At 70.0% G+C, this 18,170-nt stretch carries 15 protein-coding genes and 1 pseudogene; 9 read left to right on the top strand and 7 right to left on the bottom strand.

Annotation, left to right across the window (positions count from 1 at the left end; translation table 11 throughout):
• Positions 1-70 precede the first annotated feature (70 nt).
• A complete protein-coding gene (locus AB0F91_RS20430; protein WP_360599299.1) occupies positions 71-904 on the bottom strand; it encodes a PHB depolymerase family esterase in 834 nt (277 codons plus the stop codon).
• Between the two features lie 179 nt (positions 905-1,083).
• Here AB0F91_RS20430 and AB0F91_RS20425 point away from each other — a divergent pair, with 179 nt between their 5' ends.
• The 8 genes from AB0F91_RS20425 (at position 1,084) to AB0F91_RS20390 (ending at position 8,278) form a co-directional block, all read left to right on the top strand.
• On the top strand, positions 1,084-2,223 hold the full coding sequence (locus tag AB0F91_RS20425) for a C45 family peptidase (protein ID WP_360599297.1): 1,140 nt from the start codon (positions 1,084-1,086) through the stop codon (positions 2,221-2,223).
• Positions 2,223-2,966, top strand: coding sequence for an amino acid ABC transporter ATP-binding protein (locus AB0F91_RS20420; RefSeq protein ID WP_360599295.1), 744 nt, complete (start codon positions 2,223-2,225; stop codon positions 2,964-2,966). Before AB0F91_RS20425 ends, AB0F91_RS20420 begins: the two co-directional genes overlap by 1 nt.
• Before the next feature lie 43 nt (positions 2,967-3,009).
• On the top strand, positions 3,010-3,954 hold the full coding sequence (locus AB0F91_RS20415) for a transporter substrate-binding domain-containing protein (RefSeq protein ID WP_360599293.1): 945 nt from the start codon (positions 3,010-3,012) through the stop codon (positions 3,952-3,954).
• Between the two features lie 25 nt (positions 3,955-3,979).
• Positions 3,980-4,624 carry an amino acid ABC transporter permease gene (locus AB0F91_RS20410; protein WP_220243445.1) on the top strand — a complete coding sequence of 215 codons (645 nt, stop codon included), beginning with the start codon at positions 3,980-3,982 and terminating at the stop codon, positions 4,622-4,624.
• Entirely contained in the window at positions 4,621-5,496 is an 876-nt protein-coding gene (locus tag AB0F91_RS20405; protein WP_360599291.1) for an amino acid ABC transporter permease, read from the top strand. The genes AB0F91_RS20410 and AB0F91_RS20405 overlap by 4 nt, the downstream gene beginning before the upstream one ends.
• A gap of 19 nt (positions 5,497-5,515) precedes the next feature.
• The gene (gene rocD, locus AB0F91_RS20400) at positions 5,516-6,709 is read left to right on the top strand and encodes an ornithine--oxo-acid transaminase (protein ID WP_360599289.1); all 1,194 of its coding nucleotides are present in this window, start codon (positions 5,516-5,518) and stop codon (positions 6,707-6,709) included.
• Positions 6,710-6,896: 187 nt separating this feature from the next.
• Positions 6,897-7,673 carry an alpha/beta hydrolase gene (locus AB0F91_RS20395; protein ID WP_360599287.1) on the top strand — a complete coding sequence of 259 codons (777 nt, stop codon included), beginning with the start codon at positions 6,897-6,899 and terminating at the stop codon, positions 7,671-7,673.
• Between the two features lie 5 nt (positions 7,674-7,678).
• A complete protein-coding gene (locus AB0F91_RS20390) occupies positions 7,679-8,278 on the top strand; it encodes a TetR/AcrR family transcriptional regulator (protein WP_360599285.1) in 600 nt (199 codons plus the stop codon).
• On the opposite strand, the gene AB0F91_RS20385 is transcribed toward AB0F91_RS20390, so the two are convergent.
• Positions 8,269-8,850, bottom strand: a complete 582-nt coding sequence (locus tag AB0F91_RS20385; RefSeq protein WP_360599283.1) for a hypothetical protein — start codon at positions 8,848-8,850, stop codon at positions 8,269-8,271. The genes AB0F91_RS20390 and AB0F91_RS20385 overlap by 10 nt on opposite strands.
• A 244-nt stretch (positions 8,851-9,094) precedes the next feature.
• Positions 9,095-10,522 carry an NAD-dependent succinate-semialdehyde dehydrogenase gene (locus AB0F91_RS20380; RefSeq protein ID WP_360599281.1) on the bottom strand — a complete coding sequence of 476 codons (1,428 nt, stop codon included), beginning with the start codon at positions 10,520-10,522 and terminating at the stop codon, positions 9,095-9,097.
• A 192-nt stretch (positions 10,523-10,714) separates the two neighbouring features.
• Here AB0F91_RS20380 and AB0F91_RS20375 point away from each other — a divergent pair, with 192 nt between their 5' ends.
• Positions 10,715-11,233: a lytic polysaccharide monooxygenase auxiliary activity family 9 protein gene (locus AB0F91_RS20375; protein ID WP_360599279.1), complete on the top strand. Its 519-nt coding sequence runs from the start codon at positions 10,715-10,717 to the stop codon at positions 11,231-11,233.
• A 60-nt stretch (positions 11,234-11,293) separates the two neighbouring features.
• Here AB0F91_RS20375 and AB0F91_RS20370 read toward each other — a convergent pair whose 3' ends face one another.
• The 4 genes and pseudogenes from AB0F91_RS20370 to AB0F91_RS20355 form a co-directional block, all read right to left on the bottom strand.
• Entirely contained in the window at positions 11,294-11,548 is a 255-nt protein-coding gene (locus AB0F91_RS20370; RefSeq protein ID WP_360599277.1) for a PLD nuclease N-terminal domain-containing protein, read from the bottom strand.
• A 106-nt stretch (positions 11,549-11,654) separates the two neighbouring features.
• Complete coding sequence (locus AB0F91_RS20365; RefSeq protein ID WP_360599275.1) at positions 11,655-12,857, bottom strand: MFS transporter; 1,203 nt, start codon at positions 12,855-12,857, stop codon at positions 11,655-11,657.
• A gap of 60 nt (positions 12,858-12,917) precedes the next feature.
• Positions 12,918-13,176: pseudogene (locus AB0F91_RS20360) on the bottom strand (FAD-dependent monooxygenase); the annotation flags it as partial.
• A gap of 1,592 nt (positions 13,177-14,768) precedes the next feature.
• Positions 14,769-18,140 (bottom strand): TM0106 family RecB-like putative nuclease, encoded by a 3,372-nt coding sequence (locus AB0F91_RS20355; protein WP_360599273.1) that lies wholly within the window; start codon positions 18,138-18,140, stop codon positions 14,769-14,771.
• Between the last annotated feature and the right edge of the window lie 30 nt (positions 18,141-18,170).

Raw genomic sequence — 18,170 nt, 5'->3', positions numbered from 1 at the left:
CTCGTTTCCCGATCCACGTGCCCACGGGAAGGCCGCCACGGTGCGGCCGTACCCCGTGAACCCGCCCCCGCTACGGCCGGCGCGCCAGCTCCCCGGCGATGAAGTCCTTCACGACCGGCTGGATCAGCAGCCCCCGGTGCGCGACCCCCGGCACCACATCGAACTGCACGTCGATCCCGTTGCTCTCGAAATTCTTGCGCAACGTGATCAGCCGCTCGATCCGCGTGTCACCGCCGGCGTCGATGCCCGGCTCCGCGATCTCCCAGGTGTCCTTGTCCTCGCCGCCCACGATCATCTGCACGGGCAGCTTGCGCAGCGCCTCGACCTGCACGTCGGTGCCGAACAGCTCGCGCACGTCGGCGGTGCCCAGCCACCACGGGACGTCCGGGTCGATCCGCGTGACGCGGCCCGGGGCGCCGATGGACAACGCGGCGAGCCGGTCGGCGTGCAGGTAGGCGAAGCGGTGCGCGAACTGCCCGCCGCCGGAGAACCCGTGCAGGTAGAAGCGGTCGGCGTCCACGCGGAAGCGCGCGGCGACTTCGGCGATGATGTCGAGCAGGATCAGGTCGTAGCGGATGCCTTCGAAGCTCAGGCGCTTGAAGCCGTGCAGGTCGCCGGGCTGCGCGATGCCCGCCGGGAACAGCGGCGCGAGCACGATGGTGTCGTTCTGCTCGGCGAACTCACGGTAGTCGTTGCGGTAACGCTCCGCGGTGCGCTGGGTACCGTGCATCAGGACGAGCAGCGGCAGCGGCGTCTCGGAGGTGCGGTGGGCGCTGGGCACGTAGAGGCAGTAGGAAAAGCGCTGGTCGCTCTGCAGCGCGAAAAACGGCGTCGGCCCGCCGTAGTAGAACTCCGTCGGGTCGAGGACTCGGGCTGAGTCGGGCGTCGCTTGGGGGCTCGTCATGGAGCGGATCTCCTTGGCATGGCGTGGGACCGTTCTGCACCGTCGTAACCATGTAGTGACGACGACAGGTGTTGACAACTTCGTAGCACGGTCTATCTTATCCGTAGCTGCCACTACAAGTTCCTGATGAATGTAGCGCAAACCTTCAACGAATCGCCAGCACCGGGAAAGAGGTATTCATGGCAGTCCGGTTGGTCCAGATCGAAGGTGGCCCCCGTGAACGGGGACTCGCCTACGGAGAGGCCGCCAGGGCAGAGATCCGCACGTCGATCACCTACTACCGCGAGGCTTTCCGGCTTGCGTCGGGTCTGGAGTGGACGGACGTGCAGGCCTCGGCCCGGCGCTGGCGCACACCGGTCGCCGCCGTCGCACCGCACCTGCTCGAAGAGATGGACGCGATCGCCGACGGCGCCGGCGTGCACCCCGACGAGATCCTTGCGCTCAACGCGCGCGGCGAGATCGTCCGCAACAACGACAGCGCCTTCAACCCCGGAGTCGCCGAGAACGAAGAGCCGGCCGACGGCTGTTCCTCCTTCGCTCTGCTGCCCGAGGCGACCGGCGACGGCCATGTCTACTGTGGACAGAACTGGGACTGGCGTGAAGGCACGCAGGACACCGTGGTGCTCCTGCGCGTGGTCCAGCCCCCCAAGCCCACCCTCATCATGCAGGTCGAGGCCGGCCAGATCGGCCGTCACGGCGCCAACTCCGCGGGCATCGCGCTCAACGCCAACGGGCTCAACGGCGCGTTCGGCACGCCGATCGGCATCCCGCAGCCGGTGCTGCGCCGGATGATCCTCGACCAGGACCACCTCAAGAGCGCCCTGCAGGTGCCCTTCGACGTCCACCAGCACATCGCCACCAACCTGCTGGTGACCCACCGCGGCGGCGTCGCGGTGGACTACGAGACCACCCCCGTCGTGCACCGCTGGGGCCTGCCGTCCCACGGAATGCTGGTGCACGGCAACCACTACCAGTACGGCGTGCCCGACCGGATCGCCGCCACCCACCGCGTGTTCCCGGTGGACTCGCTCTACCGCGTGCAGGTGATCGAACGCGGGCTCGCGTCCGCGCGCACGGCCACCAGCTCCGCCGAGGTGCGCAAGGTCGTCGCCACGACGATGAGCGACCACGTCGGGCACCCCGACGGCGTGTGCGCCCACCCGGACGACCGGACCCCTGACCTCAAGCGCTACAAAACGATCGCCTCGAGCCTGGTCGACCTGACCAGCGGCGAGTACCGCGTGGCGATCGGCAACCCCTGTGAGAACGACTACGAACTGCTGCCCTGGCAGCTCTACGACGGCCCCGGAGGTCACTGATGCCCGGACCCGTGCTCGCCAGTCTGCGCGGTGTGAACAAGAGCTACGGCGAGGTGCAGGTGCTGCACGACGTCGACCTCGACATCCACCAGGGCGAGGTCGTGGTGATCCTCGGCCCGTCCGGGTCGGGCAAGTCGACCCTGTGCCGCTGCATCAACCGCCTGGAGAAGATCAACTCCGGCACCATCACGCTCGACGGCAAGCCGCTGCCCGCCGAGGGCCGCGACCTGGCGCGGCTGCGGGCCGACGTCGGCATGGTCTTCCAGTCGTTCAACCTCTTCGCGCACCGCAGCGTGCTCGAGAACGTGACGCTCGGGCCGATCCGCGTCCGCGGGATTCCCAAGCGTGAGGCCGAAGCAACCGCACGACGGCTGCTCGACCGCGTCGGGGTGGCCGACCAGGCCGACAAACTGCCCGCCGAGCTCTCCGGCGGCCAGCAGCAGCGCGTGGCCATCGCCAGGGCGCTCGCGATGAACCCCAAGATCGTGCTGTTCGACGAACCGACCAGCGCGCTCGACCCGGAGATGGTGAGCGAGGTCCTCGACGTGATGACCTCGCTGGCCGCGGAGGGCACCACGATGGTCGTGGTCACGCACGAGATGGGCTTCGCCCGCCGCGCCGCCCACCGCGTGGTCTTCATGAGCGAAGGCCGCATCGCCGAGCAAGGCACCCCCGAAGAGTTCTTCGACCGCACCGGCACCGCCCGGGCGCGGGACTTCCTGTCCAAAGTCCTCCAGCACTAGTCCCTCCAGCACTGAATTTCCCCACCGTGACAAGGAGAAAGCAATGAAGCTGACCAGAATGACCGCCGCCGTCGGCGCGGTGGTCGTCGCGGGCGCGCTGCTCGCCGCGTGCGGCAGCGCCCCGGCCACGGCCCCCGGCGGCGCCGCGGCGAAGCCGGCCGCAGCCGACGTCGCCAAGATGATCAGCCAGGACGAGGCCGTCGCGGGCGCGCCGGTGGGCCAGAACCTGCCGCACTCGCCGGTTCTGGACAAGATCCGCCAGCGCGGCGAGCTGGTCTGGGCCGGCAGCCGCAACACGCTGGGCTTCTCGCAGCTCGACCCGGCCACCGGCAAGATCTCCGGCTTCGACGCCGGCATGGCCGACCTGCTGGCGAAGTACCTGCTGGGCAAGCCGTCGGCGAAGATGCAGAGCGGTGGTTCCGACACCCGTGAGGGCCTGCTCGGCAACCACACGATCGACGTCGCGATCCAGACGTACACGATGACGCCGGAGCGCGCCAAGCTCGTGAACTTCTCCGGCCCGTACTACATGGCCGCCAGCGGCATCATCGTGAAGTCCACGGACACCACGATCAAGAGCGCCAAGGACCTCGCGGGCAAGAAGGTGGCCACCGAGTCCGGTGCGGCGAAGACCGCCCTGGTCACCGCGGTGCCGACCGCGCAGCCGGTGCTGTTCGACACCACCGCGCAGTGCATCGCCGCGGTGGAGCAGGGCCGCGCCGACGCCGTGACGCTGAACAACGCTTCGCTGCTCGGCGCGGTCCAGACGCGCTCGGACGTGAAGCTGCTGGACGCGACGTTCGGCTCCAACCCCTTCGGCATCGGCGAGCCCAAGGACGACCCGGTGTTCAAGCAGGTCGTCGACGAGTTCCTGCAGAAGATCGAGGCCGACGGCACCTGGACCAAGCTCTGGCAGGGCACCGTCGGCAAGCTGCTGAAGACCCCGCCGCCCGCCCCGCCGAAGCTCGGCTCCGTCCCCGGCGTCTGAGCCGAACCCCGAAATCGGAGACCCCATGTCCGTGCTCTTCGCGCATCTCGGTGAGCTGCTGACCGGTCTGCTGACGACCCTCGAGCTGGCCGCGATCGCGTTTCCGCTGGCGCTGGTGATCGGCACCCTGCTGGGTGTCTGCCGCGTCAGCCCGATCGGGCCGCTGCGGGCGGCCGCCGGGTTCTACGTGCACTGCCTGCGCAACTCGCCGATGCTGCTGGTGATGGTCATGGTGGTCTTCGGCCTGCCCTACCTCGGCGCGACCGTCCCGTTGTTCGGGTCGGTCGTGCTGGGGCTGGGACTGTACTTCGGCGCCTACATCTGCGAAACGGTGCGCTCCGGTATCGCCGGCGTGCCGCTCGGCCAGATCGAGGCGGCGCGCGCCATCGGCCTCACGTTCTCCGGCGTCCTGCGACAGGTCGTGCTGCCGCAGGCGTTCCGGTCGATGGTGCAGCCGCTGGGCAACATCCTGATCAACGTGTGCCTCGGTTCGGCACTCGGCGCGGCGGTCGGCGTGCAGGAGCTCACCGGTTCGGCGCGTCAGTTCAACCTCGACTTCGCCCAGCCGATCCCGACCTTCATCGCCGCGGTCATCGGCTACCTCCTGATCACCCTGACGATCGGCCAGCTGACCGGCGTCGTCGAACGGAAGGTTCGCATCCGACGATGAAGTCGCGCTCCCCCGCCCTTTTCGACGAACTCGGCCCCCGAGGTCAGAAGCGGCTGAAGATCGCCACCGTCGTGGCCGTCATCGCGCTGATCGGCATCGTCGGCGGCGCCCTCGCGCAGCTCGCCCACGTGCAGCAGCTCACCGCGCGCCTGTGGGCGCCGCTCATCGAGTGGTCGAACATCCGGTACCTCCTGCAGGGCCTGCTGACCACGTTGGAGGTCGGCCTCACCGGCGCCGCGATCTCCCTGGTGTTCGGCACGCTGATGGGCCTCGGCCGGATGTCCACGCACAAGTGGGTCTCGATCCCGTGCGCCGGCGTGATCGAGCTCTTCCGCGCGATCCCGCTGATCCTGCTCGTGTACTTCTTCCTCATCGGCCTACCCATGTTCGGCTGGAACCTCCCGCCGTTCTGGGTGCTGACCATCCCGATCGTGCTGCACGCCGGGGCGGTCTTCGCCGAGATCGTCCGCGCCGGCATCAATTCGCTGGACCGCGGCCAGTTCGACGCCGCCGCGGCGATCGGCCTGCGCCGCGGGCAGACGATGGTGCTCGTCGTGCTGCCCCAGGTGTTCCGGGCGCTGCGACCGGCGCTGGTCACGCAGGTGATCCGCACGCTGAAGGAATCGAGCCTCGGCTACGTCGTCGGCTACCCGGAGCTGCTGCGCGACGGGCAGGTGATCGGCGAGTACAACGCCAACTTCGTGCAGACCTATGCCTTCACCGCGGTCATCTACATCGTCATCAACTTCGGGCTCTCCCGCGTCGCCGAGCTGCTCGACCGGCCGAAGAAGGTCCGGCGCCGCCCGGACCGGCCGGCGCCGGAACCCGATCCCGAGCCGGCGGCCTCGCAGCCGGCCGGAACCCTCGTCTGATTTTTCGAAGCGGAGAGAAATGTCCATCACCGGCGAAGAGATCGAACGCGCCGAAGCCGCGCTGGCCCACAACTACCACCCGCTGCCCGTGGTGCTCACGGAAGGCAAGGGCGCGTGGGTCACCGACGTCGAAGGCCGGCGCTACCTCGACCTGCTCGCGGGCTACAGCGCCCTGAACTTCGGCCACGGCGACGACGAGCTGCTGGCCGTCGCCCACGCCCAGCTCGACCGGCTGACCCTGACCAGCCGCGCCTTCCACCACAACCAGCTGGGCACCTTCGCCTCCGAGCTCGCCGAGCTGTGCGGCATGGAGATGGTGCTGCCGATGAACACCGGCGCCGAGGCCGTGGAGACGGCCATCAAGACGGCGCGCAAGTGGGGCTACCGCGTGAAGGGCGTGCCGGCCGGGCGCGCGAAGATCGTGGTGGCGGGCGGCAACTTCCACGGCCGGACGGTGACGATCGTCGGGTTCTCGGACGACCCCGAGGCCACCGCCGACCACGGGCCGTTCACGCCGGGGTTCGTGACCGTGCCGTTCGGCGACGCCGAGGCGTTGCGGGCCGCGGTGGACGAGGACACCGTGGCGGTGCTGATCGAGCCGATCCAGGGCGAGGGCGGTGTGGTGCTGCCGCCTTCGGGGTACCTGCGTGAGGTTCGCTCTCTTTGCACCGAGGCCGGGGTGCTGTTCGTGGCCGACGAGATCCAGTCGGGCCTCGGGCGGACCGGGCGGACGTTCGCGTGCGACCACGAGGATGTCGTGCCCGACATGTACGTGCTGGGCAAGGCTTTGGGCGGCGGGATCTTGCCGGTGTCGGCCGTGGTGTCGCGCCGCGACGTGCTGGGCGTGTTCCGGCCGGGCGAGCACGGCAGCACGTTCGGCGGCAACCCGCTCGCGTGCGCTGTGGGGACGGCGGTGGTGCGGAAGCTGAAGACGGGTGAGCCGCAGCGCCGGGCCGACGAGCTGGGCCGGGTGTTCGCTTCTCTGCTCTCCGCGCTGCCTTCGTCCGCGGTCGACGCGGTGCGGGTGCGCGGCCTGTGGGCCGGCATCGACGTGCGCGGCCGCACGGGCCGGGACGTCTGCGAAGGCCTGCTTCGCCGGGGCGTGCTGGCGAAGGACGCGCACGGCAGCACCATCCGGCTGGCGCCGCCGCTCGTGGTGTCCGAAGAGGACCTGCGCTGGGGCGTTTCGCAGCTGGCCGCCGAACTTTCCTGAACCATCCTCCTGTGCCCGTCGCACCCGGCTTCCGGGTGCGACGGGCACAGTTCTGTCCGCGACCACATTTACATACAGACTGTATGTATGTACCTTGGGCGCATGACTTCCTCACTCGGACGGGACCACCGCATCCGCCTGGCCGCAGGGCGAGCTGCGCTATTACGAACGCGGCACAGGGCGGCCCGTGGTCTTCGTGCACGGGGTGCTCACCAACGCGCTGCTGTGGCGCAAGGTCGTGCCCGCCGTCACCGAGGCCGGTTTCCGCTGCCTGGCCCCGGATCTGCCCATGGGCGCACACGAGATTCCCATGCGCGCCGACGCCGACCTGAGCGCTACGGGCATGGCGACCCTGCTCGGTGACTTCCTCGAGACACTCGACCTGCACGACGTCACGCTCGTCGCGAACGACACCGGCGGCGCGGTGACGCAGATCCTGCTTTCGCGCTACCCGTCGCGAGTCGGGCGGGTGGTGCTGACGCCGTCGGACAGCTTCGAGTACTTCTTCCCGCCGATCTTCAAGCCGTTGCCGGTGGTGGCGAAGGTACCGGGCGCGATGGCCGTGCTGGGTCAGCTGATGCGGGTTCGGGCGTTGTGGCCGTTGCCGCTGTTGTTCGGGTGGGTGGCGAAGAAACCGTTGCCGCCTTCCGTGGCCGAGTCTTACCTTCTTCGCCTGCGCCGGTCTTCCGGCGTGCGGCGCGACCTGCGCAAGCTCCTGCGCTCGGTGAACCCCCGGCACACCTTGGCGGCGGCGGAGAAACTGCCGTCGTTTTCGCGGCCCGTGCTCCTGGCCTGGGCTTCGGAGGACAAGCTGTTCCCCGTGCGCTTCGCGTACCGGCTGGCCGAACTGCTGCCGTCCGCTCGCGTGGTGGAGATCGCCGACTCGTACACCTTCGTCCCGGAGGACCAGCCCGAGGTGCTCGCCGGGCACATCGTCGAGTTCGCGAGCGTCATGGCAGATTAGGCCGGGTGAGACGCACTCAGCAGCAACGTTCCGACAGCACGCGCGCGGCCCTCGTCGGCGCCGCCCGCGAGCTCTTCGGCACGCGCGGCTACCACGACGTGCCGGCCGAAGAGATCACGCGCACGGCCGGCGTCACGCGCGGTGCGCTCTACCACCACTTCGGCGACAAGCTGGGCCTGTTCCGCGAGGTGGCGGAGTCGGTCGAACGCGAGCTGACGGCTGAGGTCTCGGCGGTGATGGCAGCGTCCGGCGATCCCCTGGCCGGCATGACCACGGCGCTGGGCACGTTCTTGGAGGCCTGCCTGCGCCCGGAGGTCCAGCGCATTTCCCTGACGGACGCCCCGGCGGTGCTCGGCTGGGACGTCTGGCGCGAGATCGAGGGTGAGTACGGGTTGGGACTGCTGGTCTCTGCGCTTACTCAGGCACACTCGGCCGGCTTGATCGTGGACATGCCTCTCCGCACTTTGGCGCAGCTCATTCTGAGCGCGGTGATGGAGGCGGCGCGGATGATCGCTTCGGCTTCGGATCAGGCTGCCGTGCTGGCTGAGACGCAGGTGGTTTTCGCGGGCTGGCTGGGTTCTTTGCTGCGGCCCGATCACCGGTAGAAGGGCTGGCAGTCCTCCGGTTGCGCCCGGACGACGTCGATCCCCGGTGTCTTGACCAGGCTCTCGACGGCCTGGCTTGACGCCCCGATCCCAGCCCAGTGCGGATCGACGTCACTGGCGAAGCACCACGCGCGGTCCGCCGGCCAGACGAACGCCGGCGGCGCGATGGGGTGCCCTGTGCCTAGTTCGTTTTCCCACTCGCCGAGGTCCGCGAGCGCTCCCCTCAGAACCCAGTAGCGCCGGTGCGGCAGGGTCAGCAGGGGCACCTCGCCTGTTGGCGGCTTCACGTCGGGATACCCCTCCCAGACGCAGAAGCAGCACTCGTCGGGCGTCTCGGTGAACCGGCCGAGTTCACGCAGGGCCCTCCGTGCTTGGTCAATGTCGGACTCGTGGCCTGCGGGCGGCTGTACGTCGGCCTCTGCTTGCCCCGGGTGCTCCGGGTCCGGGATGAACCGCAACCGGGCGTAGGCCTCGAAGCCGGTGGGGCCGAAGAGAAGCAACTGCTCGCCGGGCGTGCCCGCCCGGGCAAGCCACGCCGCCGCGCTCGTGTCGGATTGAAGTTCGAAGGTCACGATCCACCCACCCTGTTCGCAGCACGCGCATGCCCAGGGTAGATCAACTTCGGCTCGAATACGCGCCCCGGCCTCGACAACGCCTCCGCCGGGCAGGAGGGTCCGCCGGCACATCGATGCCGGCCTGATGCCCAGCACCCACACCGAAAAGCGAACAAACAGACACCGACAACCAGGCCGCCACGGACGAAGCCGCGACGGCCTGACGACGGCCTGGCAGGGCGACGAATCACAACCCGGCAGCTCACAGCCGGATGGATTTCTTGTTCATGAACTCCTCGATCCCCAACGGCCCGAGCTCCCGGCCCATCCCCGAGCGCTTGATCCCGCCGAAGGGCAGATCGGCCTGCGACCCACCCGACTTGTTGAAATACACCATCCCCGACTCGATCCGGTTCGCCACCGCGCGCATGCGGGCCGGGTCGGTGCCGAAAACGCTGGCGCCCAGGCCGAAGGGCGAGTCGTTGGCGATGGAGATGGCCTCCTCGTCGGAAGAAGCCGGGAAGAGCAGGAACACCGGCCCGAAGATTTCGTCGCGGTAGGCGTCCATCTCCGGTGTCACACCGGTCAAAACGGTGGCCTCCAGGTACGCACCCGGGCCCTCCACGCGGTGTCCGCCCGTCCGCAGCACAGCGCCCTGGCGAACGGCCGTCTCGACCTGCTCGAAGACCTCGTCGGCGGCGGAGACCGAGGCCAGGGGCGGGAGCTTCGTCGAAGGGTCGGCGGGGTCACCGGGCAGATAGAACGAGGCCACCCGCGCGGTCAGCTTTTCCACGAACGAGTCGTACAGCTCCCCCACCACGATGATCCGCTTGGGCGCGTTGCAGGACTGCCCGCAGTTGCGCATGCGGGCCGTGGCCACGGCGTTCACCGTCTCGTCCAAGTCGTCCGTGTCGAGGACGATCAGCGGGTCCGAGCCGCCCAGTTCGAGGACGCAGCGCTTCAGGTTCCGCCCCGCCTCGGCGGCCACCGAGATGCCGGCCTGTTCGCTGCCCGTCAGCGAAACCCCGACGATGCGCGGGTCCGCGAGGATCGACGGGACCTGGCGCGACGAGGCGAAAACGTTGACGTATGCATCCTCCGGCACGCCGGCGTCGTGCAGGACCTCCTCGATCGCGACGGCCGAGCGCGGACAGATGGACGCGTGCTTGAGCAGGATGGTGTTGCCCAGCACCAGGTTCGGCGCGACGAACCGCGCGACCTGGTACATGGGGAAGTTCCACGGCATCACGCCGAGCAGGGCGCCGATGGGCTCTTTCCGGATGACGGCGTCGCCGCCACGAATTTTCAGCGGCTCGTCGGCAATGAGGGACGGGCCGTGTTCGGCGTAGTAGGAGAAGATGTCCACGACGATGCCCACCTCGCCGCGGCCTTCGTTGACGCGCTTGCCCATCTCGAGGGTCATGATGGCGGCGAGCTCGTCGGACCGTTCGGCGAACAGCTCGCCCGCCCGCGCGACGATCTCGGCGCGTTCGGCGACCGGCCGTTCCCGCCAGGACAGGTAGCCGCGGTGGACGCGGGCGATCGCGTCGCGCACCTGGTCGTCGGTGGCGTTCTCGATCTGCTCGATCAGTTCACCCGTGGCCGGGTCGGTGACGGTGTACATCGCGGCGAGAGCCTCCGTGTTCGACGAAACGAAGCGGTCGGACGCGCCCAGGCTAGCAAACTGCATACAGTATGCACTAGCCCGGCGAAGGCGTCCCTCTACTCCAGAAGTTTGCGACATCTTGACCGAAACGCCCGATTCGCCTATGGTCTAGACCACATTCCCCCACTCCCGCCCGCGCACCTCCCACGCGGCGGCTCGAGCGCGCCCGTCCAAGGCCATCCGTGGGAGCGGGCACCGCTGTCGAAGGAGCCCGGTATGAAAACGAACCGCAAGCTCGTGGCCGCCCTCGCCGGTGCGGCGATCGCCCCCGTGATCGTGCTGGTCGGCCCGGTGGGCACGGCCAGCGCCCACGGCTACGTCAACGCGCCCGCGAGCCGGCAAGCGCAATGCGCGCAGAACATCGTGTCCTGCGGCGACATCAAGTGGGAACCGCAGAGCGTGGAAGGTGCGAAGGGCCAGCGCACCTGCAATGGCGGCGTCGCGCGCTTCGCTGAACTCAACGACAACAGCAAGCCCTGGCGCGCCACCGCGACCGGCCGCACGGTCACGTTCAACTGGACGTTCACCGCCCGGCACAAGACCAGCACCTACGAGTACTACATCGGCAACACGCGCATCGCGAGCTTCAGCGGCAACGGCCAGGTGCCGCCGGCCACCGTGTCGCACTCGGTGAACCTGGGCAACCGCACTGGCCGCCAGATCGTGCTGGCCATCTGGAACGTCGCCGACACGGCCAACGCGTTCTACTCCTGCGTCGACCTTCAGGTGAGCTGACGAAGGCGGCGGACGGGTTCAGGAACCCGTCCGCCGCCTTCGTCCCCGACAGACTTGGCTCTACGCTCCGGCCTCGGCGCTGCGCCGACCCACCAGGAACCACAGCAGCGGCCCGAGGAACGGCGCGCAGAACGCGAACACGACCCACACCAGCTTCATCCCGCCGCGCAGCGGGCTCCCGAGCACGCTGACGAGCGCGGCGAGGAAGAACACCACCGGGATCAGGATCAACGCGATGATCCCGACGACGACGGCGATGTTCGCGGCGTGGGGGCCGTCCTGGGCTGCGGCGGCCAGTGCGGTGGGGATGGTCATCGGTCCTCTCCCTGGTTGTCGTCGGTCCACATCGGACGCGATGGGTCCAGTATGAGAGCGCGCGCTGCCGGCCCGAATCGGCTCCACGGCTCGTCCCGCGTAATCCTTAAGTAGTAGCGGCGACGGGGATCACGCGCTCCAGCAACCGCATGGCCAGCGCCGCGAACACGTTCACCACGCCCAGGACCAGCCAGGGCAGCCAGTACCCGACCTCGAACAACGTGGTGAAAAACGCCGGCGCCACCAGGCTCGCGACCGCGAACGAGTATTGGAACACCGCCAGGTAACGCCCTCGCGCGCCGTGCGGCGACAGCTCCGTGGCCAGCGACTGCGACACCGGACCGTGGACGGTCTCGGCCGCGGTGAACAGGAACGTCGCGCCGAGCAGCACCGGCACCACCCACCCGAGCGGCCCCGGCGCCAGCAGCGCGAACGCCAGGCACCACGCCGCCCACAGCACCGCCGAGGCCATCAGCACTCGCGTCCGGCGCAGCGGCGACACCAGCCGCACCGCCGGCGCGGTGAGGACCGTGAGCAGCACGGTGTTGCCGACCAGCATCGCGGGCGCGAGCCACGGCGGGCCGTGCAGCCCCACCGTCACGAACACCGGCAACCCCAGCGCCAGCATCATGCTCGTCAACGCGAACACCGTGTTGAGCCCCGTGAAGGCCAGGAACGGCCGTGCCCGCAGCATCCCCCGGTATCCGCCGGCTTCACTCGCCGCGCGCCGCGGCGCCCGCACACGCACCGCGATCGCCACACCCGCGCAGAGAAAACAGATCGCCGAGCCGTAAGCGATCGCTCGATACGCGGCCGGGGTGCCGATCGTGACCACGACGCCGGTGACCAGGCCGCCGACGGCCAGCCCGGCCGTGCGGGTCACGTTCATCCATGCGAACCAGGAGTCCTTGCTCCGCGGTTGCTCGCTGCCGTCGACGAAATCCGTCACCGCCGTGAACACCGACGACCAGAAGAACCGCACCCCGACCGCCACGAGCGCGGCGGTGAGGAAGATCCCGGCGGGCCCGGTCACAAGCGTGAACAGCAGAAACCCGAGCCCCTGCGCACACTGCGCGGCGACCACCAGCACCCACGGACCGATCCGGTCGGCCAGCCGCCCGGCGATCAGCGGCACCGGCAGCGTCAGCGCGTTCGCCGCGCTGAGCAGCACGCCGATCAGCGCCAACGGCACCGTGGTCAGCTTCGCGAAGAACAGCACCGACAGCGGCTGGAACAACCCGTTGCCCATCGAGTCGACCACCAAGGCCGCCAGCAGCACCGCCCCACCACGGCTCCGCACGCCAATCATCCCCCCGGGTCGCACGAGCCCCCGAGCGTAATGATCTTCACCATAGCGGTCGAAGGAATATCACTGCCCTTCGAACACCGCGAGCAGACCGTCGGGCGCGTCCGCGACGAACATCGTCACCAGGTTCTCCGCCGAGCCCCGCGCCGCCTCCTCTCTGCGCGGGAACATCGCCTTCTCGTAGCGGGCAAGGGCCTCCTCGACGTCCCCGCCGGACTCGACGACGGCCAAGGCCAGCTCGGCACCGTCGATCATCGCCAGGTTCGCGCCTTCACCGGCGAACGGCGACATCCAGGTGCGCCGCGTCGCCGATCAAGGTCACCGCCTCGCTGCCGCGGCCGGGCCGGCCGGTGTTCCTCGACCTCGCGGACCGTCCGGAACTTCACCCGGTCGGTGAGCCCTGGGCTGCCCGCGTGGGCGCACATCGCGTGGGCCGCCCGCTCGACACGACGTGGTTCGGCGCACCCCAAGGCGTCCCAAATCCGTCTCACCACAGATGATCACCAGGAGTAAGTGATCAGCCTGAACGATTCACCGCTTCGTGGACTGATCCTAGATCTACTTCTACCGCTAGTGTCACCGACAACCCGCTCAGCCTCGACATTCCCCCGACCGGGCGGCGGGCCAGGCCCCCTGGTAGTCCCCCTTCCGCGCCCAGGGGGCCACACAAACAGCACCCACATCAGCCCCAGGAGGAACGCGCTTGCGACCCGCGGTCACAGGCCTTCGGCAGCAAGATGAGCCACTCGCTGGTCGCGGTCGGGACCACGCGCGTCGAAGTCCCCCGCTGCCGGCGACGACGCGGCCCGCCGCGAGTCGAAGGTCCAGAGCGGCGTGGCGCCCCGGCAACCGTCGCCGGCCACACTCCCGCGGCGCACCGCCCGGCGAAGTTCCGCCGACGCTCATTTTCCCTCTGCGGCCGCGACTTCCGCATCCAGCCGCCGCTCATCGACCGGCACACGCGGCTGACCGACGGCTCCCACGCGAGTGGCGACGCACGTGGCGGAGCTGCGCCACCCGAACGGTCGCGATCCACGTCACTCGCGGGCCGTGGAACATTCGCAGGCCACGCGCGTTGTAGAGACTGTCGGTACGGAGGGGTCCCCGGGCTCCACACCTCACCTTCCCGGACAGCCGGTTCGCCGGCCCCGGGTCGCGTCACTCGCCGAGAGGCGACCCCCGTGCCGGCGCAAGACCACCCACCCCGCTGCCCTGCGCTCCCCCAACGCGGCACGGGGCGGGCGCCAGTGCTCCTGCTCTCGCCCGCCGGGCCCCCAGCCGGCGGAGCCGGGAGCGGGAGCACCCTCCACCCCCACCGTGGATCCTCGGGAATACCCCCAAGATTGCCGTAGTTACAACCACTGCCGGTGCGGTGGTGTTCCCGGGCTCCACCCACTGCCTTCCCGGACCGTCGCGAGACACCGGGTCGCGCCACCCGCCGAGAGGCGACCCCCGCACCGGCTTCAACTCCTCAGACCACCCCACCCCGGTGCGCCGCAGTTGCCCCGAGGCAGCGCGGGATGGGCTCATGTGCTCCTGCTCCTGTCGCCGGACCCACTGCCGCGGCGGGAGCGGGGGCATCCAAACGTCCACAGTGGATCACGAGAATCACCTGAGCGACCTGCGTCACAAGGGAAATCCGGAACACCGGCCCTACGCCGGCGTTGTACAGGGTATCGGGTACGGCGGGTGTTCCCGGGCCTCACCCACTGCCTTCCCGGACCGTCGCAAGACGCCGGGTTGCGCCACTCGCCGAGAGGCGACCCCCCGTACCGACCTGACCCCGAAACCAGAAAGCTCCCGCCCGCACCCGCCGATCCCCCCATCGGCGCGGCGCCTGAGGCGGGAAACAGTGCCCCCGCTCCCGGCCCGCGCGAACTCCCCCTCCGCAGCGACGGGACCGGGGGCACGCCCTTATCCGGAGCCGGGCCACGGCAGCGCGTCCTGCAGCAGCCCGAGCATCCCGGACACCAGTCGCATCTGTTCGACCGTGCGGATGTCGGCCTCCAACAGGTGCGGCGAGCACACCAGCACCGCCACCGACTGCGCCCGCGACAGGGCGACATTCAGCCGGTTGCGCGAGAGCAGGAAGTCGAGCCCGCGCGGGAGGTCGACGGCCGAGGACGACGTCATCGTCGTCACCACCACCGGCGCCTCCTGGCCCTGGAACCGGTCGACCGTGCCCACGCGGACGTCGCCGAAGCCGGCTTCGGCGAGCGCGCGTGTGACCACGCGGGCCTGCAGGTTGTAGGGCGCCACCACGAGGAAGTCGGCGTCCGTCAGTGGCCGGCCCTCCCACGTGCGCCCGTGCAGCGTCGAGATCACCGAGACGACCTCGGCCGCCTCCTCCACCGAACGCGTCGTGTTGCCACGGTGCTCCACCGACGCCAGGTACAGCCCTGAGGCGAACCCGTCGACCGACCGTGATGCCGACGGGTGCGAATGCAGCAACCCCGCGTACGACAGCCGCGACACCGGCGCGCACACCGCCGGGTGCATGCGCCGCGTCTGGTCGAGGAAGTAGCCCAGGTGCGCAGGCATGATGTCGGCGTCGCCGATCAGGTGTCCCAGCGCCGACGCCTCCGCGCCCGCCGGGTGCGTGCCCTGCACCACCTGCGGCAGCTGCTGCGGATCACCCAGCAGCACCACGTTCTTCGCGCACGTCGACACGGCCAGCGCGTCGGCCAGGGCGAACTGACCGGCCTCGTCGATCACCAGCACGTCGAACGGCTCCGCGCGCACCGCCGCGTTGGCGAACGTCCACGCCGTGCCGCCCACGAGGTGCCCGGTGTCGTGTTCCTCGCGCCAGCGCACCAGAGCGTTGTTGTTCTTCGGCTGCTCCCACGGCGCGCCGGGATCCGGTGTCCGCTTCGCGCGCTTAGCGCACGCGAGCGAAGGATCATTGCCCAGCGCGGCCGAAAGCACGTTCTCCGCGGCCTTGTGGCTGTTGGACGTAACCCCGACCGTCCGGCCCGAACGCACGAGGTGCGCGATCAGCTTGCCCGCCAGGTACGTCTTCCCCGCGCCCGGCGGGCCCTGCACGGCGAGCACGGAACCGTCGAGCGCGTCGACGGCCTCGATCACCGTCGCGACCGGATCCTCACCCGCGGCAGGCAACGCGCCGCCGTTCCGCAGCCGCGGCGCCGTGCGGCGCAGGAGGTCCACACCAGGGTGCTTCGGCAACGCAGGCAGGGTTTCGCCCACGAGCCGCGCGAGGTCGGCGACGGCCTCGTCCTTGGGCGACGGCCGCACCGGGCTGCCGGGCAGCACCGCGGCCGGGCGGTCGTTCGACGTCGCGTCGGGCGCGCTGCTTTCCTCCAGCGTCAGCTCGACGGCCGAGGAAGCCACCACCTTCGCGTCGCGCGCTTCGGCACCGTATCGCAGGCGCACGTCGTCCCCCGGCGCGAACGGGTGCGGCCGGTCCGGGTCGCACGCCACGACGAGCGTCCGCTTCGCCGTGCGCAGCCGGCCGGACGGCGGCACCCACTCACCGGCCGACACCGAAACGGGCACCGCGCACGTCGTGTCGATCTCCAGGTCACCGAGCGGCGCGGCCAGCTGCCGGAAGAACTCCCACCATGCCGGGTTCGTCTCGCGCCGGTGGTAGCCGACGGACGCGGCCAGCAGCGCGCGGGCGTGATCGTCGGGCGTGAACTCGGCCGGGTCGTCGGGCAGGCCGTCGAGCAGGGGATCGACGAGCGCCGCCATCGCGGCGGCCCGCTCCGCCCGCCGTTGCGCCGCGACGTCTTCCTCGGTCTCCCGCAGCAGAGCGTCCACATCGGACTCAGGTTCCGGCACGACGAGCTCGATGCCCTCGTCCACCCGCACCCGGTGCAGAAACTCCAGCAGCCGCAAGGTGGACACGCAGTCGTACTCGTTGTACTCACCAATACCGCGCAACACTTCGCCGGCACGCTCTGGCTCGCCGGCGGCCGTCAGCGTGAGGTAGTCCTCATACGCCTCGATGCTCGACGCGGCCGTCTTCACGTCGCCCTCGCGCGCGGCGGGCATGTAGAGCGGCTCGAGGTACTTGATCGAGTACGACCGCTGCCCGACCCGCAAAGCCTTGCGCACCACCGCGTACAGGTCAACGAGCGCGCCGCCCCGCAGCAGCTCGTCCACGGCCTCCTCACGCGTGCCGTGCACGGCGGCGAGCCGCTTGATGGCGGTAACCTCATACGGCGCGTAGTGGTAGACGTGCGCGCCGGGGTGTTCGGCCAGCCGCGCGGTGGCGAAGTCCACGAACTCCTCGAACGCCCGCTTCTCCTGCGCCCGCGAGTGGGCCCAGAACGGCGTGAACCGCCGGCCGTCGGCGTCGTCCGTCACCGCGCCGAACAGGTACTCGAGCCCGGTGCCCGCCAACGCGTACGGGTCGCCTTCCATGTCGAAGAAGACGTCGCCCGGGCTCGGCGGCGGCAGCTCGGCGAGCGCGGCGGGGTCGATCACCTCGTAGGCGAGCTCGCCCGTCTCGTCCTGGCGCACCTGGATCGCGGCCTGCGCGCGCAGCGTGGTGTAGGTGGTGGCAGACATGTCGTGCGGCCGGTCGTCGGGCCCGGCGGCAGCGAGCTTGTCGATCGTGGCGAGACCGGCTGTCACGAGCTTGCGCCGCTGGTCGCCGCGCATGCCCGCGACGAGCGACAGGTCGCGGTCCGCCTCCCGCGCCGTCGAGCAGTGCTGCGCGAAACCGCAGGCTCCGCACGCCGGCCGCTCGTCGGCCCACAGCTGCAGCGGCAGCCGGGCCGGGCGGTCGCGCAGCCGCGAGCGCAGGCGATCGAGCAGCGGGAGGAAGTCGTCGACGCGCAGCGTGCGGGTGGTGCCGTCGCCCAGCAGCAGGTGCATGTCCGGACCAGCGGGCCACCCGGCCCGGCGCAACGCATCGGCGTACGCGGTCAGCTGGACCACCGCGGACGGCTTGGCGTGGCGCGCGAGCTTGGTGTCGTAGACCTCGTAGCGGCCTTCGTCGTCACGCAGCAGGAAATCGGCGCGGCCGGTGAACTGGTCGTCGTGGAACACCGCCTGGTAGACCACAGGCGCGCCGGCGCGCAGCGCCTCCTCCGTTGCCTTCGCCGCGACGACCGGATCCCGCTCGTCGATCTCCACGACCTTGCGCTCGGCCCGCAGCCGCCCGAGCGTCGCCTCCTCGTGCGCGCGCCCGTGCTTCACCGCCAGCTGATCAGGTCCCGAACCGGGCTTCGGCGCGCCGGGCAGCCCCGCCGCCAGTGCCTGTGTGAGGACGCTCCGGTGCTCGCACTCGAGCAGATCGGCGAGATCGGACGGCGTGTACATCGCCCGGAAGTCTTGCACGACCGCCGGCGC

It is taken from the genome of Amycolatopsis sp. NPDC023774 (assembly GCF_040639695.1).
GTDB lineage: Bacteria > Actinomycetota > Actinomycetes > Mycobacteriales > Pseudonocardiaceae > Amycolatopsis.
The sequence above is the reverse complement of the archived record's forward strand: the minus strand, read 5'-3'. Positions and strand labels throughout refer to the sequence as shown.

What these genes read in the sequence shown, in the direction of transcription:
- AB0F91_RS20380 (WP_360599281.1), bottom strand. Translation starts at nt 10,522, where the DNA reads ATGCAGTTTGCTAGCCTGGGCGCGTCCGACCGCTTCGTTTCGTCGAAC.
- rocD (WP_360599289.1), top strand. Translation starts at nt 5,516, where the DNA reads ATGTCCATCACCGGCGAAGAGATCGAACGCGCCGAAGCCGCGCTGGCC.
- AB0F91_RS20370 (WP_360599277.1), bottom strand. Translation starts at nt 11,548, where the DNA reads ATGACCATCCCCACCGCACTGGCCGCCGCAGCCCAGGACGGCCCCCAC.
- AB0F91_RS20430 (WP_360599299.1), bottom strand. Translation starts at nt 904, where the DNA reads ATGACGAGCCCCCAAGCGACGCCCGACTCAGCCCGAGTCCTCGACCCG.
- AB0F91_RS20420 (WP_360599295.1), top strand. Translation starts at nt 2,223, where the DNA reads ATGCCCGGACCCGTGCTCGCCAGTCTGCGCGGTGTGAACAAGAGCTAC.
- AB0F91_RS20365 (WP_360599275.1), bottom strand. Translation starts at nt 12,857, where the DNA reads ATGATTGGCGTGCGGAGCCGTGGTGGGGCGGTGCTGCTGGCGGCCTTG.
- AB0F91_RS20415 (WP_360599293.1), top strand. Translation starts at nt 3,010, where the DNA reads ATGAAGCTGACCAGAATGACCGCCGCCGTCGGCGCGGTGGTCGTCGCG.
- AB0F91_RS20405 (WP_360599291.1), top strand. Translation starts at nt 4,621, where the DNA reads ATGAAGTCGCGCTCCCCCGCCCTTTTCGACGAACTCGGCCCCCGAGGT.
- AB0F91_RS20410 (WP_220243445.1), top strand. Translation starts at nt 3,980, where the DNA reads ATGTCCGTGCTCTTCGCGCATCTCGGTGAGCTGCTGACCGGTCTGCTG.
- AB0F91_RS20375 (WP_360599279.1), top strand. Translation starts at nt 10,715, where the DNA reads ATGAAAACGAACCGCAAGCTCGTGGCCGCCCTCGCCGGTGCGGCGATC.
- AB0F91_RS20355 (WP_360599273.1), bottom strand. Translation starts at nt 18,140, where the DNA reads ATGTACACGCCGTCCGATCTCGCCGATCTGCTCGAGTGCGAGCACCGG.
- AB0F91_RS20425 (WP_360599297.1), top strand. Translation starts at nt 1,084, where the DNA reads ATGGCAGTCCGGTTGGTCCAGATCGAAGGTGGCCCCCGTGAACGGGGA.